General features: G+C 71.3%; 12 protein-coding genes. 6 read left to right on the top strand and 6 right to left on the bottom strand.

Annotation, left to right across the window (positions count from 1 at the left end; translation table 11 throughout):
* Positions 1–56: 56 nt before the first annotated feature.
* Positions 57–788: a TetR/AcrR family transcriptional regulator gene (locus LRS74_RS19460; RefSeq protein ID WP_277742194.1), complete on the bottom strand. Its 732-nt coding sequence runs from the start codon at positions 786–788 to the stop codon at positions 57–59.
* A 174-nt stretch (positions 789–962) separates the two neighbouring features.
* Here LRS74_RS19460 and LRS74_RS19455 point away from each other — a divergent pair, with 174 nt between their 5' ends.
* A complete protein-coding gene (locus LRS74_RS19455; protein ID WP_277742193.1) occupies positions 963–1,508 on the top strand; it encodes a hypothetical protein in 546 nt (181 codons plus the stop codon).
* Here the strand turns inward: LRS74_RS19455 and LRS74_RS19450 are convergent.
* On the bottom strand, positions 1,505–2,941 hold the full coding sequence (locus LRS74_RS19450; protein WP_277742192.1) for a PLP-dependent aminotransferase family protein: 1,437 nt from the start codon (positions 2,939–2,941) through the stop codon (positions 1,505–1,507). The genes LRS74_RS19455 and LRS74_RS19450 overlap by 4 nt on opposite strands.
* 46 nt (positions 2,942–2,987) lie before the next feature.
* On the opposite strand from LRS74_RS19450, the gene LRS74_RS19445 reads away from it, so the two are divergent.
* The 5 genes from LRS74_RS19445 (at position 2,988) to LRS74_RS19425 (ending at position 8,128) form a co-directional block, all read left to right on the top strand.
* On the top strand, positions 2,988–3,476 hold the full coding sequence (locus LRS74_RS19445; RefSeq protein WP_277742191.1) for a carboxymuconolactone decarboxylase family protein: 489 nt from the start codon (positions 2,988–2,990) through the stop codon (positions 3,474–3,476).
* Between the two features lie 123 nt (positions 3,477–3,599).
* Positions 3,600–3,953, top strand: a complete 354-nt coding sequence (locus LRS74_RS19440) for a hypothetical protein (RefSeq protein WP_277742190.1) — start codon at positions 3,600–3,602, stop codon at positions 3,951–3,953.
* A gap of 16 nt (positions 3,954–3,969) precedes the next feature.
* Positions 3,970–6,315: a hypothetical protein gene (locus LRS74_RS19435; RefSeq protein WP_277742189.1), complete on the top strand. Its 2,346-nt coding sequence runs from the start codon at positions 3,970–3,972 to the stop codon at positions 6,313–6,315.
* 33 nt (positions 6,316–6,348) lie between these two features.
* Complete coding sequence (locus LRS74_RS19430; protein WP_277742188.1) at positions 6,349–7,359, top strand: hypothetical protein; 1,011 nt, start codon at positions 6,349–6,351, stop codon at positions 7,357–7,359.
* A 178-nt stretch (positions 7,360–7,537) separates the two neighbouring features.
* Entirely contained in the window at positions 7,538–8,128 is a 591-nt protein-coding gene (locus LRS74_RS19425) for a Uma2 family endonuclease (RefSeq protein WP_144385374.1), read from the top strand.
* 53 nt (positions 8,129–8,181) lie between these two features.
* Here LRS74_RS19425 and LRS74_RS19420 read toward each other — a convergent pair whose 3' ends face one another.
* From LRS74_RS19420 to LRS74_RS19405, 4 genes are read right to left on the bottom strand one after another with little or no spacing between them, the layout of a single operon-like run.
* Positions 8,182–9,150, bottom strand: coding sequence for an ABC transporter substrate-binding protein (locus LRS74_RS19420; protein ID WP_277742187.1), 969 nt, complete (start codon positions 9,148–9,150; stop codon positions 8,182–8,184).
* A gap of 1 nt (position 9,151) precedes the next feature.
* The gene (locus LRS74_RS19415; protein WP_277742186.1) at positions 9,152–11,212 is read right to left on the bottom strand and encodes an ABC transporter permease subunit; all 2,061 of its coding nucleotides are present in this window, start codon (positions 11,210–11,212) and stop codon (positions 9,152–9,154) included.
* Positions 11,209–12,285 (bottom strand): glycine betaine/L-proline ABC transporter ATP-binding protein, encoded by a 1,077-nt coding sequence (locus LRS74_RS19410; protein ID WP_277742185.1) that lies wholly within the window; start codon positions 12,283–12,285, stop codon positions 11,209–11,211. The genes LRS74_RS19415 and LRS74_RS19410 overlap by 4 nt, the downstream gene beginning before the upstream one ends.
* Positions 12,285–13,895, bottom strand: coding sequence for a GMC oxidoreductase (locus LRS74_RS19405; protein ID WP_277742184.1), 1,611 nt, complete (start codon positions 13,893–13,895; stop codon positions 12,285–12,287). The genes LRS74_RS19410 and LRS74_RS19405 overlap by 1 nt, the downstream gene beginning before the upstream one ends.
* Between the last annotated feature and the right edge of the window lie 36 nt (positions 13,896–13,931).

The raw sequence follows: 13,931 nt of genomic DNA, 5'->3' as shown, positions 1-13,931 counted from the left end.
ATGGATCGAAGGGGCCGCACCGCCCCTTCGATCACCCCCTCAGACCGAGGAGCGGCTCAGGTCGCCAGCCCCAGGGAGTGGGTGAGGTCGCGGAGTTCGGCCTCGTAGAGGGTGGCGGTGCGGGGGGTCTGGGGGCGGAGGTGGCCGTAGACCTCCAGGGCGACCAGGCCGTGCATGCGGCCCCACACGCGGAGCGCCAGGGCGACGGCGGCGGGGGGCAGTTCGGGGTGGGCGGCGCGGACCACGGCGACCAGGTCGGGGTCGAAGTCGTCCCAGTCGAAGTCGGTGTCGGCGTGCCGGGACCGGGCGTGCGGCCAGGCGCCGGCGACCAGTCCGGTGAGGCCGAGGCAGGCCCGGTGCGCGGCCTCGGCGGCGGCGCCGCCCTCGGGCCGTTGGTAGCCGGGGACGGGGTCGCCGTAGATGAGTCGGAAGCCCTCGGGGTTGGCGAGCGACCAGGCCCGGAAGGCCGTCGCCCAGGCCAGCAGCCGGCCCGCGGCGTCGTCCGGCGGCAGCGCGTCGCGCGCGGACTCGACCGCCTGGACCAGCGAGGTGTAGACGTCGGCGATGAGGGTCGAGACGAGGTCGTCGCGGGTGGCGTAGTAGCCGTAGATCGCGCCGGCCGTCATGCCCATCTCGCGGGCGATGGCGCGCAGGGTGATGGCGTCCGGGCCGCCCTCGGCCATGAGCTTGAGCGCGATGGTCTTGATCTCGCGCGAGGTCTCCGCGCGGAGTCGCTCCCGCCTGCTGGGGGCCTTGCGCCGCTCCGGCCCCGGTGTCCGCTCTGCCACGCCGTCACTCTACAGCGTTGAGCTTCCGGCCACGGTGGAGAAACTGCACAGCGTGGAGCAAATCGCCGCTCCGCCAAACGGGTGATACCGGGCCATCTCCGTACAACCGTCGGAGACACTCGGGCGTCATTTCGACAGCAGGGTCCACCACGCGCTCCCCCTCAGGAGATCAGCATGAAGACCAGCATCCGCCGGATCCGGCACACCGCACTGACCGCCGGCGCCCTGGCCCTGGCCTCGGCGGCGGCCACCGGGCCGCAGGCCACCGCCGTCGGACCGCAGGACCGTGGCGACACCCCCTCCCGGGCCCAGACCCGGCAGATCGCGTCCAGCACGCTCGGGACGGACCTCCAGATCACCCTCACCGCCGTCCGCTCCACCTCCGACCCGTACGCGGCGACGGTGAGACTGGCCACCTACACCCAGGCCGACGGCCGCTGGAAGCTCCGGGACCAGGAGACGGTCGGCGCGGCCGACGGCTGGTTCTGGTTCCCGCTGACCGGGTCGCAGGCGGTGTGCCAGTTCTCCACGGCGAGCGCCCCGCCGCAGCCCATCGCGGTCAGCCTGCTGATCACGCCGTCGATCGGGTGTTCGCCGACGCACCGGTACCACCTCCGGGACGGGGAGATCGTCCCCGACGAGGCGCGAGGGGGGTCGACCGGGAAGACCGGGGCGAGCCCATCGCGGCCGGCCGGGGCCACGGGCGGGACGAGCCGCTAGAGCACGCGGCACAGCGCGTCCAGCGCGCCCGCGAAGGCGTGGTCGGGCGGGGTGCCGTAGGCGAAGACCAGGGCGTCGCGGCCGCCCTCGTCCCCGTAGCGGAAGGCCGACAGGCCGTCCAGCGCCAGGCCGTGCCAGGCCGCGCCCTGGATGACGGACCGCTCCGTGCCCGGGGGCAGTTCGAGGACGGCGTGGAGTCCGGCGGCGATGCCGCTGACCCGGATGTGCGGGGCGCGTTCGGCGAGCGCGGCGACGAGCTGGTCGCGCCGGCGCCGGTAGCGCAGTCGCATGCCGCGCACATGGCGGTCGTACGCGCCCGAGTCGATGAACTCCGCAAGCGTGAGCTGGTCCAGCGCGCCCTGCGGCCACTCGCCGGTCGCCTTCAGCGTCAGCACCTCGTCCACGAGTCGGTCGGGCAGCACCATCCAGGCGAGCCGGAGGGCCGGGGCGAGGCTCTTGCTGGTGGTGCCGAGATAGACGACGCGCTCCGGATCCAGACCCTGAAGGGCGCCCACCGACTGCCTGTCGTAGCGGAACTCGCCGTCGTAGTCGTCCTCCAGGACCAGCCCGTCGACCGCCCGCGCCCAGTCGACCACCGCGGCCCGCCGGTCGGGGTGGAGCGAGACGCCGGTCGGGAACTGGTGCGCCGGGGTGAGCAGCACCGCCCGTGCGTCGCGCAGCTCGGGTGCCGTCGTCAGCTCGCCGATGCGCGCGCCGTGCTCGTCAACGGTCAGCGGGCGGGTGCGCAGCCCCACGCGGGGGAAGACGTCGCGGTGGAAGTGCAGCCCGTACGACTCGACCGCCACCTCCTCCCACCCGCGCGCGGCGAGCACCCGGCCGAGCAGGCTGAGTCCCTGGACGAAGCCCGAGAAGACGACGATGCGCTCGGGATCCGCCCGCACCCCGCGGGCGCGCGCCAGGTATCCGGCCAGCACCTGGCGCAACTCCGCGCGGCCGCGCCGGTCGACGTGGCCGAAGGCGTCGTTCGGGGCACGGGTCAGGGCGCGGCGGGAGGCGGCGAGCCAGGCCGCGCGGGGGAAGGCGGAGACGTCCGGGCTGCCGGGCCGGAGGTTGTAGACGGGGCGCGGGCTGAGCCGGACCGCGGGAGAGCGCGGCGGGGCGGGCTCGGGCGGAATGACGCGCTGGGCGACGCGGGTGCCGGAGCCCTGACGGGCGGTGAGCCAACCCTCCGCGACCAGGTCGCCGTAGGCGTCGGCGACGGTGTTGCGGGCGATGCCGAGGTCGGCCGCGAGCGAACGGGAGGACGGCAGCCGGGTGCCGGGGGCCAGTCGTCCGCCGCGGACGGCCTCCCGCAGGGCCGCGGTGAGCGCGGCGCGCACCCCCGTCCCGCCCCGGCCGCGGTCGCCGGAGCCCGGCGCGCCGGCCAGGTCCAGGTGCAGATCACTGCCGAGAGTGGCCCAGGAATCCTCCATGGAATTGGACCATACCCGTGGGTTAATCCCGGCTTAGCGTGGAGGCATGACCACTCAGGAGAACACCCACGCACACGAGCCCCGACTCAACCTCGCGAAGCACGCCCCCGAGGTCTACAAGGCCATGCTCGGCCTGGAGATGGCCGCCCGCAAGGGCCTGGACCCGGTTCTGATCGAGCTGGTGAAGATCCGAGCCTCGCAGATCAACCACTGTGCCTTCTGCCTGGACATGCACACCAAGGACGCGCGGCACATGGGCGAGAGCGAGGCGCGCATCTACCTCCTCAACGCGTGGGAGGAGGCGCCGGGTTACTACACGGAGAAGGAGCAGGCGGCGCTCGCCCTGACCGAGGCCGTCACGGTGCTGACCGACGGCTTCGTGCCGGACGAGGTCTTCCAGCGGGCGGCCGGGCACTTCGACGAGAAGGAGCTGTCCCAGCTGATCTCGCTCATCATCGCCATCAACTCCTGGAACCGCATCGCCGTCACCTGCCGCTCGGTGCCGGGCGCCTACCAGCCGGGCACCCACGCGTGAGCGACGCCGTGACGTAGAGGATCCGTTAAGACCGCCCTCCTCTCATCTGCGGTGCCAGCCGGGCGAGTTAGCGTGGCCGCCGGCTTGATCACCAAGGCCGGGAGACGGGGGAAGGCGGGTCACATGTCCGACGGGGGACCACAGGGTCTGGGCGTACTCAAGACGAACAACCCGGGGAAGGCGGCAGCGGTCAAGGCGCTCACGGAGGACATCCAGCCGGACACCGGGACGGCCGGCACCGTGGCGGACGAGGCGACCACCAAGGCCGTGACCGCCTTCACCGACTGGGCCACCGGCTCCGGGCTCAAGGACGTGGCGACCGAGTGGGACAAGCAGGTCAAGGCCCTCCAGGGCCGGCTCGCCGCCGACAGGACCGCGCTGCAGGGCACCCGGTACGGCTTCCAGAGCTACGACATCCGGACCGGCTCCACCCTCAACCGGTTCCTGCTGCCCCCGACCAGCCAAAACGGCAACTGAGGGGGCGGGGCCGACCATGACGCTCACCTACCAGGACGTCGTCACCGTCAAGCTGGACCCGCTCACCACGGCAGCCGGCAAGTGGGACGAGATGGCCGGGAAGTTCAAGTCCGTCGAGGACCTCTACAAGCAGAAGGTCCAGACGGTCTCCGACGACGGCGGCTGGCTCGGCGTCGCCGCCGGCGGCGCCTCCGCCCAGTTCAGGGCCACCCAGGGCCAGCTCGCCGCCGCCCAGACCCAGGCCAAGGCGATCGCCTCCCTGCTCCGGGACGCGCACACGCAGTTCACCACCCTGGTCAAGGCGGTCAAGGACCTGGTCGCCGACGCCAAGAAGGAGCACTTCCTCGTCGACTCCCAGGGCAAGGTCACCTATGACTGGAGCCTGATCGACGAGAGCGACAAGAAGGACACCGACTACGAGAGCTGGCGCCAGAAGACCGTGGCGGCCGAGACCAAGTGGACCGACGCCATCAAGAAGGCCGTCCAGCACGTCGACGACGCCGACCAGGGCGCCAAGCTGGCCCTGCGCGAGTCCGCCGGCATCCGGGCCCTGGACGACATCACCCTGGGCGGGCACGACTTCAACGGGCAGGCCAAGGGCGACATCGAGATCTACGAGGCCCGGAAGGCCAAGGAGTACGCCGACAAGGTCCTCGACGGCGACAAGCTCAGCGACACCGAACGCGCCGAGTGGGAGCGGCTCAACCGCGACAACGCCGACGACAAGGTCTTCAGCCAGACCTTCCTGACCTCTCTCGGCCCCGAGGACACCCTCAAGCTCGGCAACAAGTTCAACGATCTCGCCTACTACGACGACACCGGCCACAAGAAGGACTACCTCGCCCTGGAGAAGGGCCTGGCGACCACCATCGCGGGCGCCACCCGCGTACCGGACTTCGCGGGCGCCGACGGCAAGAAGCTCGCCTACGGCACCAAGGCGTACCAGGACGCCTTCGAGAAGTGGTCCGCGTCGGGCGACGCGAAGTTCTACAACGACTGGCGCGAGGGCCTGAAGAAGGCCGGCGTCGACGCGTACGACCTGAAGGTCGCCGGCGAGGAGAGGGGCCCCGGGTTCAAGGGCCGTGACCAGCAGGTCCGCGGCTACCAGAGCCTGATCACCCTGATGAAGCAGGGCGACGGCTACTCGCCGCAGTTCCTCTCCGACGTCACCGACGACATGATCGCGGCGGAGAAGAAGGACCAGAACATCTGGGACCTCTACGGGGAGTTCGAGGGCAAGAAGGACGGCTGGTTCGCCAACGACCCCGTGGACGGCTCCCTGGAGATCATGAGCCGCGACCCGCAGCTGTCCACCGCGTATCTCGACCCCGCGACGGACGGGGCCAAGGACCGGCTGACCTACCTGATGAAGGACCGCGACTGGAACCTGAGCAACACCACCGACTGGCGCGGCAACTTCGAGTACACCGGCAGCGACACCCACGAGAAGGACGCCCGCACGGGGCTGGGCTTGGCGATCGAGGCGGGCACCACCGGGCGCGAGCCCCACACGCCCGGCGGGGACGCAGGCCGTCACTCCGAGGCGCAGGCCCGGATCATGCACGACGCGATCAACCTGCTCGACTACGGCCACCCGGACGGCAAGGACGGCAAGGACGACCGCGTCGCCAACGGCGACAACGTCCTCAAGGGCGATGACTACGCCGGCTTCAGAGGCTCGTTCGCCCGGGCGCTCTCGGACTACACCCCCGATACGGTGGACATCCTCCAGGGCGACGGCCCTGGCGACCGGGTGGGCAAGAACGATTCCCACTCGGCGGGTGATGACTCGCAGATCCAGAACAGCAGGAGCAGCGTTCTCCGCATGATGCGGGGAGTCTCCGAGGACGACGAGAACTATCTCCTGCTGCGTCGGTCGGCACAGGGCTACATGGCCGAACAGCTCGCGACGGGAGACCTGCACACCATCTCGTCCGTTGAGAACCGCTCCGCGAAGGTCGGCGAGGTGTTCGGCGCGCTCAACGCGATCGGCGGCGACATCGACCTCAGCGAGCGCGACACCAAGCTCGCGGAGGCGGGCGACAAGAGGGTGTACGGCTATCACCTGGTGGGTGGCATGGTCACCGGCATCCCGGTCGTCGGCGACATGGCCCAGCGGACCGTCGACGGCATCGCGAACGAATGGCTCAAGGGCGTCTCCTCAGAGCAGGGCCTGCTCGCCCGCGACAAGCTCAGCGCCGGCAACGACGCGGCAGAGGACGCCCTCGACGCCTACTTCGCGAGCTGGGGGAAGGAAGACCACCGCTCCACGGACGAGATCGGCGCCGCGCAGCGTGAGGCCAAGGAGGCTTACACAAGCGGTCGGGAGAACGCCTACGACGCCTTGCGGGAACGGAAGTAGCACGTGTTCAGGGGCGAGGGCGCAAGCCTGAGAGTGAGAATCCTCGTGCTGGTGGGCGTCGTCACCGTGCTCACCGGTGCAGGGCTCCACGTCTGGTGGAACACCGACGCCTTCGGGCGGGACGACTTCTGCGACGGGGCGCTGTCCTCCGCTGAGGTGGGTGCCGTGCTGGACGGCACGGGGCGGCTGACGCAGGCGTCGGACGGGCTGACACCCGACGCGACCGCCCCCTCGTGCGAGGTGCGGCGCACCAGCAGGCTGCTCGGCGCCGAGCAGCCCCGTCTGACGGTCGGTCTCAGCAACGAGAGAGCCGACTTCGCCTTCCAGACAGTCGTATGGAAGAACCCTTCGGGTATGTCCTACCTCGTCGGCGGAGCAACGGGCGCCGTGTCCGATACGCGTGGCTGGGTGATGCTCCCGGCGGCCTGCCGGAGCAAGCTGGGCGTCGACTTCGGGAAGACCGGCACCGTTCCCGTCATCGAGGTGAACGTGACCGACGGCGACTCGACACGGCAGGCCGTGGCGCGGGTGGCGGTGGACGCGGCCCGGCATGTCACAGAGAAGGCCGGATGCCCGGACAAGGCGCTGCGGAGCCCGGTCCGTCTGCGCGGCCCGGTCGACTCGGGCCACGTCCGCAGGAGCGACACGAACAAGGTCTGCGGCATCAAGGGCTTCCGGCTGCCCGAGCGAGCCTTCATCAGGGGGAAGGCGGCCCCTGGCACCGAGCTGTACACCGGATCCGGTACGCGAACCTGGGCCTGCGACGTCTACCTCCAGGGGCGGTCCACACCACAGCTCACCTTCTCCTTCAGCCAGGATCCGGTGCTCGCGGAAGCCGCACGTTTCAACGGCTCCAAGGGCACGTTGGGCACGCACACGATGGTGAAGTGCGGCCCGGAAGAGGCGTACGTCGGAGTGGAGCACAACAGCGCGTACCAGGACCTGTGGCTGGACAACAGCCCGGCCGACGACGACTTGGACCGGGTTCTCCGGTCCTTCGCCACCGCTGTGGCGAAGGACCGCGGCTGCACCACCGCACCATGAAGGACCTGCCCCACTGTCGCTTATCGAACACATGGCGTAACCGATCGCCCTCGCCGTCGCTGTGACAGGCGAGGGCGATCGTCGTGTCGTGGGCCGCGCCATGGGCCCATGATGGTCACAGGCTCCGACGGCGGCGGTACGGCTCGTCGGCTCGGAGTCACGGAGGAAGGGCCCGGACATGGGAGGTCTCGTGATGACGGCGCCGCTGCCCGACCAGACGCTGGAAGAGCTCATGCACACCTATGAGCACCTTGACCTGCCCGAGGGGCAGCGCGCGGAGCTCATCGGGGGGGAGATCGTCATTTCACCCACGCCCACGAGTCAGCACAACTGGATCTTCGGCCGGCTGATGCGCATGCTCATCAAGGCGACCCCGGACGAGTGGATGATCACCAACACGGAAACCGTCGTCCTCCCGGCGACCGGTGAGCGGTTCATCCCCGATCTCCTCGTCTGCGAGGCGGCCGCGCTGACCGACAACCGCAAGGAGTGGCAGCTTCCCGCCGACGACGTACTCCTCGCGTGCGAGATCACCTCACCGTCCACGGCACGTCGCGACCGCACCTCCAAGCTCTGGGGCTACGCCCACTCGCAGGTCCCCGTCTACCTGCTCGTGGATCCGCATGACGGCGGCGGGAGCACGACCGTGTACGCGAACCCCGACGGCAAGGGCCGGTTCCGGGACGAGAAGACCGTTCCGTTCGGGGAACGGGTGCCGCTGCCCGAGCCTTTCGGCTTCGAACTCGACACCTCTCTCTTTCCGAAGTAGCCCTTGCGCCGGGGCCTCGCTCTCAGCGCGGGTGGGGCGCTCGTCGGCTCACGTCAGAGCCACGCCCGCCACACCTCCCGGTTGTCCTTCACCCACCGCTCGGCCGCCTCCTCGGGAGTGAGGCCCTTAGAAGCGATGAGCTCCGACACCTCGTTCTGCATCTCCTTGGTCCAGCGGAACCTCTTCAGGAACTCCGCCGCCTTGCCGCCCTCCTTCGCGAAGTCGGCGTTGAGGTACTTCTGCAGCGGGGTGGTGGGGTAGGCGCAGTCGACGGTCTTCGGGTCGGCGGCGCCCTTCTCGGCGCAGGCGTCGGTGTACTTCGGCAGCTTCACCTCGACCATGGGGACCTCGTTGAAGAGCCACTGGGGTTCGTACCAGTAGGTGAGGAAGGGCTTCTTCTCCTTGGCGAACTGCTTGATCTGGGTGATCTGGGCGGCCTCGGAGCCGGCGAAGACGACCTGGAGGTCCAGGTCGAGGTTGTTCACCAGGGCCTTGTCGTTGGTGATGTAGGAGGGGGAGCCGTCGAGGAGTTGGCCCTTGCCGCCGCTCTCCGGGGTGCGGAACTCGTCGGCGTACTTGTTGAGGTTCTTCCAGTCGGTGACGTCGGGGTGGGCGTCGGCGAAGTACTTGGGGACGTACCAGCCGATGTGGCCGGTGACGCCGAGGTCGCCGCCGCGGGCGATGGTCTTCTTGTCCTGGACGTAGCGCTGTTCCTGCTCGGGGTGGCCCCAGTCCTCCAGGAGGGCGTCGACCCGGCCCTGGCTGAGGGCGTCCCAGGCGGGGACCTCGTCGACCTGGACGGTGTCGACGCGGTAGTCCAGCTCGTGCTCCAGCAGGTACTGGGCGACGGCCACGTTGGCCTGCGCGCCGACCCAGGACTGGACGGACAGGGTGACCGTCTTCGCCCCGTCGACGTTGGCGTACGGCGAGGTCTGCTGGGTCATGTCGGCCGCGCCGCAGCCGGTGAGGGTGACCGCCAGGACACCCGCGGCCGCGGCGGCCAGCTTCGTACGAGTGGTCATGTCAGGCTCCCTTCCGGTCGCGGCGGGCGGTCGGCTGCGTCACCCGGTCCAGCATCAGTCCGAGGCAGACGATGGCGGTGCCGGCGACCAGGCCGGTGGCCAGGTCGCCCTGGGCGAGGCCGAAGACGACGTCGTAGCCGAGCGCCCCGGAGCCGACCAGGCCGCCGATGATGACAACGGCGAGGACCAGGACGACCGCCTGGTTGACGGCGAGCAGCAGGGCCGGGCGGGCCAGCGGGAGCTGGACCTGCCACAGCTGCTGGTTGCGGGTGGCGCCCAGGGACCGGGCGGACTCCAGGGCGGCCGGGTCGACCTGGCGCAGGCCCTGGGTGGTGATGCGGATGACGGCGGGCAGCGCGTAGACGATGGCGGCGGCCGCGGCCGGGGCCCGGCCGACGCCGAAGAGCGCGACCACCGGGATCAGGTAGACGAACTGCGGCATGGTCTGGCACACGTCCAGCACCGGGCGCAGCAACCGCTCCAGCCGGGGGCTGCGCGCGGCGGCGACGCCGATCGTGAAGCCCAGCACCAGCGTGACCGCCAGCGCGGCCAGGACCTGGGAGAGCGTGTCCATGGACGGCTCCCACACGCCGAGCACGCCGATCGCGGCCATGGCGAGGGTGGCGGTCAGGGCGGTGCCCCAGGTGCCGATCAGCCAGGCCAGGGTGGCGACCGCGAGCAGCACCGCCCACCAGGGCAGCCCCTGGAGGCCGTCGCGCAGCGGGTCCAGCACCCACCGCACGTACGCGGCCGCCCAGTCGGCGGTGCCGCCGACGACCGGCACGCCGGAGTAGAGGTGGTCCACCATCCACTCCTTGGCGTCGTTGACGGGTTCGGCGATGGCCAGGGTCCAGCCCTCGGGCCAGGTGAGGGAGGAGAGCGCACGGGCCGCGAGCGCCGCGGCCGCCGTGAGCGCCGCGACTCCCGTCCAGGCCCGCCAGCCGCGGGCCCAGGTCGGGCCGCCGCGCTCGGCGCCGGCGCGCTCGCCGGCGGCCGCGGTGGTGCGGTCCAGGACGACGGCGAGCAGCACGATCGGGATGCCGGCGGCCAGCGCCTTGCCGACGTCGACGGTGGAGAGCGCCTGGTAGACGCGGTCACCGAGGCCACCGCCGCCGATCATCGAGGCGATGACGGCCATCGACAGCGCCATCATGATGGTCTGGTTGAGGCCCAGCAGCAGCTCACGGCGGGCCAGCGGCAGCCGCGCGGACAGCAGCCGCTGCCGGCCGGTGGCGCCGAGCGAGGAGACGGCCTCCAGCACCCCGGCGTCGGCGCCGCGCAGGCCCAGCGCGGTGAGCCGGGCCATCGGCGGGGCCGCGTAGACCACGGTGGCCAGCACCGCGCCGGGCACGCCGATGCCGAAGACCAGCACCACCGGCAGCAGATAGGCGAAGGCCGGCAGCACCTGCATGGTGTCGAGCACGGGGCGCAGCGCGCGGTGGGTGCGGTCGGACAGCCCGGCGGCCAGGCCCAGCAGCGCGCCGATGACCACGGACACGGTGACCGCGACCGCCATCAGGGCGAGCGTCTGCATGGTCGGCACCCACATGCCGAGCAGCCCGCAGACGGCGAACGACACCCCGGCGGTGGCCGCCACCCGCGGCCCGGCCACGCGCCAGGACAGCAGGGTGGCGGCGGCGGTGACCCCGGCCCAGCCGAGGGCGAGGAGCGTCACGTAGACGGCGCGCACCGAGATGATGATCCCGTTGCTGATGTGCCCGAAGAAGTAGAGGAAGACCGGGTGGCTGTCCCGGTTGTCGATGATCCAGGTGTTGGCGTCGCCGAGCGGCTGGGCCAGGTCGACGGTCAGCGCCTCCGGCCAGCTGCCGCTGGCCCAGCGGGCGTGCGCCAGCGGCACCAGCACGGCGGCCAGGGCGGCGAGCGTCAGCAGCTTGGCCAGGGTGCGGTGGCGGGCCAGGGCGGCCGCCGGGCCGCGTCTGTGGGCGTGAGAGGTCGCGGAGTCGGCCGTCTTCCGCCCGGTGGAACCGGCGGCGCCCGCGGCGCCGGTCCTGCTCTTGGCCTTACCGGTGCCGGGCGCGGAGGTGGTGGTCACTGCGCTCATGCCGCCGCCACTTCCTCGGCGGTCGCGGTTTCGGGTGTGCCGTCCGGCTTCAGCCCGGCGACCACCGCCAGCAGGCGCCGGTGGTCGACCACGCCGAGGCAGCGGCCGTCCTCGACCACGCGGGCCGCGGAGCCGCTGCGGGCGACCGCCTCGATCGCCCGCGACACGGTGGTGTCGGGGGTGAGGACCGGGCCGCAGGTGCTCTCGTCGCCGACCGCCGGGCGCAGCGCACCGCGCACGGTCAGCACCTGCTCGCGGGGGACGTCGCGGACGAAGTCCCGTACGTAGTCGTCGGCCGGGGAGCCGACGATCTCCTCGGGGGTGCCGAGCTGGACGACCCTGCCGTCGCGCATCAGGGCGATCCGGTCGCCGAGCCGCAGCGCCTCGCTGAGGTCGTGGGTGATGAAGACCATGGTGCGGCCCTCGTCGCGGTGGAGCCGGACCACCTCTTCCTGCATGTCCCGTCGGATCAGCGGGTCCAGGGCGCTGAACGGCTCGTCGAAGAGGAGGACCTCGGGGTCGACGGCGAGCGCGCGGGCGAGACCGACGCGCTGCTGCTGGCCGCCGGAGAGCTGGCCGGGGCGGCGCCGCTCCAGGCCGGCGAGGCCGACCTTCTCCACCATCTTCGCGGCCCGCTCGCGGCGTTCGGCCTTGCCGACGCCCTGGATCTCCAGCCCGTAGGCGACGTTGTCGAGCACGGTGCGGTGCGGCAGCAGGCCGAAGTGCTGGAAGACCATGGCGGCGCGGTGTCGGCGCAGCTCGCGCAGCCGGGTGCGGTCCATGGCGAGGACGTCCTCGCCGTCGATCTCCAGCGTGCCCGACGTGGGCTCGATGAGGCGGGTCAGGCAGCGGACGAGGGTGGACTTGCCGGAGCCGGAGAGGCCCATGACGACGAAGACCTCGCCCTTGCGGACGTCGAAGGAGACGTCCCGGACGGCGGCGGTGCAGCCGGTGCGCTCGCGCAGTTCGGCGGCGGAGAGGGCGGCCTCGGGGCTGCCGGGGATCCGGTCGGCCTTGGGTCCGAAGACCTTCCACAGGTTGCGTACGGAGAAGACGGGCTCGACGGCGTTCATCACGCATGACCTCCCGGGGTCTGTTTGCTGTCCCCCTGTGCGATCGCCCCCGCTGCCCCGGGCGCTGCCGCTTCCCCCCGCGCGATGAGTTCCGCGCACTTCTCCCCCACCATCAGCACACCGATCATCGGGTTGACGGCGGTCATGGTCGGGAAGACCGACGCGTCGGCGATCCGGATGCCGGAGAGCCCCCGCACCCGCAACTGCGGGTCGACGACGGCCTGTTCATCGGTCGGCGCGCCCATCTTGCAGGTGCCGGCGGGGTGGTAGACGGTGTGCGCGACCTTGCGCGCGTATTCGCTGAGCTCCTCGTCGGTGGTGAGCTCGGGGCCGGGGCAGACCTCGCGCCTGAGCCAGCCGGCCAGCGGCTCGGTGCGGGCGATCTCGCGGGCCAGGCGGATGCCGTCGACCAGCGTCTTCGCGTCGTAGTCGTCCTCGTCGGTGAAGTAGCGGAAGTCGAGGGCGGGTTTGACGGCCGGGTCGGCGCTGGTGAGGTAGAGCCGGCCGCGGCTGCGCGGCTTGGGGATGTTGGGCGTCATCGACACGCCGTGCTCGGGCTTCTCGTAGCCGAGCCGCTCCGGGTTGTCGGTGAAGGGGATCTGGTAGAAGTGGAACATCAGGTCCGGACCGCAGGATTCGGGGTCGCGGCGGACGAAGAGTCCGGCGTCGGAGTCCATCGCGGAGTTCTCCGGGATCGGCCCGTCCGTCTCCCAGACGATCACCGACTCGGGGTGGTCCAGCAGGTTCTCGCCGACGCCCGGCAGGTCGTGCAGGACGGGGATGCCCAGCGCCTCCAGGTCGGCCCTGGGGCCGATGCCGGAGTGCAGCAGCAGCCGCGGGGTGTCGACGGCGCCGGCGCAGACCAGCACCTCGCGCTCGGCCTCGATCAGCAGTTCCTCGCCGTCCTTGGTGCGCACCCGCACCCCGGTGGCGCGGAGCGTGGCGTCGAACTCCAGCTTGTGCGCCCAGGTCTCCAGCAGCAGCGTCAGGTTGGGGCGGTCGCCGGCCTCCAGGTGGGGGTGGAGGTAGGCGACGGAGGCGGAGGAGCGCTTGTTGTTCTCCGGGTGGTACGCGAGGTCGAAGAAGCCGACGCCCTCGTGGAAGGGCCGCTGGTTGAAGCCCTCGACGCGCGGCACGTCGGCGGCGACGCGGGCCGCCTCGACGAAGTCGCGGGCGATGGCGTTCCGGTCCTTCTCGTCCACGGGGACGATGTTGTTGCGCAGCCGGTGGAAGTACGGGTCCATGGAGGCCGCGTCCCAGCCCTCGGCGCCGGCCTCGGCCCACTCGTCCCAGTCACCGGGGAGCGGCTTGAAGGAGATCAGGGTGTTGTGCGAGGAGCAGCCGCCGAGGACGCGGGCGCGGCTGTGTCTGATGTGGGAGTTGCCGCGCGGCTGTTCCACCGTCGGGTAGTCGTAGTCGAGTTCGCCACCGAGCAGTCCGAGCCAGCGGCGCAGGGTGAGCACCTCGGGGCGGTCGACGTCGGAGGGGCCGCCTTCGATGACGGCGACGCGCACGGACGGGTCCTCGGTGAGCCGGGAGGCGATCACCGAGCCGGCGGTGCCGCCACCGACGACGACGTAGTCGTAGACGTGGGAGGGCTGGGGGGGCATTCGGGTACTCCTCTGCTGCGCAGGCTGGTGGGCGTC

The sequence above is a fragment of the Streptomyces sp. LX-29 genome (assembly GCF_029541745.1).
In the GTDB taxonomy this organism is placed as follows: domain Bacteria; phylum Actinomycetota; class Actinomycetes; order Streptomycetales; family Streptomycetaceae; genus Streptomyces.
The sequence above is the reverse complement of the archived record's forward strand: the minus strand, read 5'-3'. Positions and strand labels throughout refer to the sequence as shown.

Excerpts from the sequence above, each read along its gene's own strand:
- LRS74_RS19455 (WP_277742193.1), top strand. The coding sequence starts at position 963 with ATGAAGACCAGCATCCGCCGGATCCGGCACACCGCACTGACCGCCGGC.
- LRS74_RS19450 (WP_277742192.1), bottom strand. The coding sequence starts at position 2,941 with ATGGAGGATTCCTGGGCCACTCTCGGCAGTGATCTGCACCTGGACCTG.
- LRS74_RS19445 (WP_277742191.1), top strand. The coding sequence starts at position 2,988 with ATGACCACTCAGGAGAACACCCACGCACACGAGCCCCGACTCAACCTC.
- LRS74_RS19440 (WP_277742190.1), top strand. The coding sequence starts at position 3,600 with ATGTCCGACGGGGGACCACAGGGTCTGGGCGTACTCAAGACGAACAAC.
- LRS74_RS19435 (WP_277742189.1), top strand. The coding sequence starts at position 3,970 with ATGACGCTCACCTACCAGGACGTCGTCACCGTCAAGCTGGACCCGCTC.
- LRS74_RS19425 (WP_144385374.1), top strand. The coding sequence starts at position 7,538 with ATGGGAGGTCTCGTGATGACGGCGCCGCTGCCCGACCAGACGCTGGAA.
- LRS74_RS19420 (WP_277742187.1), bottom strand. The coding sequence starts at position 9,150 with ATGACCACTCGTACGAAGCTGGCCGCCGCGGCCGCGGGTGTCCTGGCG.
- LRS74_RS19415 (WP_277742186.1), bottom strand. The coding sequence starts at position 11,212 with ATGAGCGCAGTGACCACCACCTCCGCGCCCGGCACCGGTAAGGCCAAG.
- LRS74_RS19410 (WP_277742185.1), bottom strand. The coding sequence starts at position 12,285 with ATGAACGCCGTCGAGCCCGTCTTCTCCGTACGCAACCTGTGGAAGGTC.
- LRS74_RS19405 (WP_277742184.1), bottom strand. The coding sequence starts at position 13,895 with ATGCCCCCCCAGCCCTCCCACGTCTACGACTACGTCGTCGTCGGTGGC.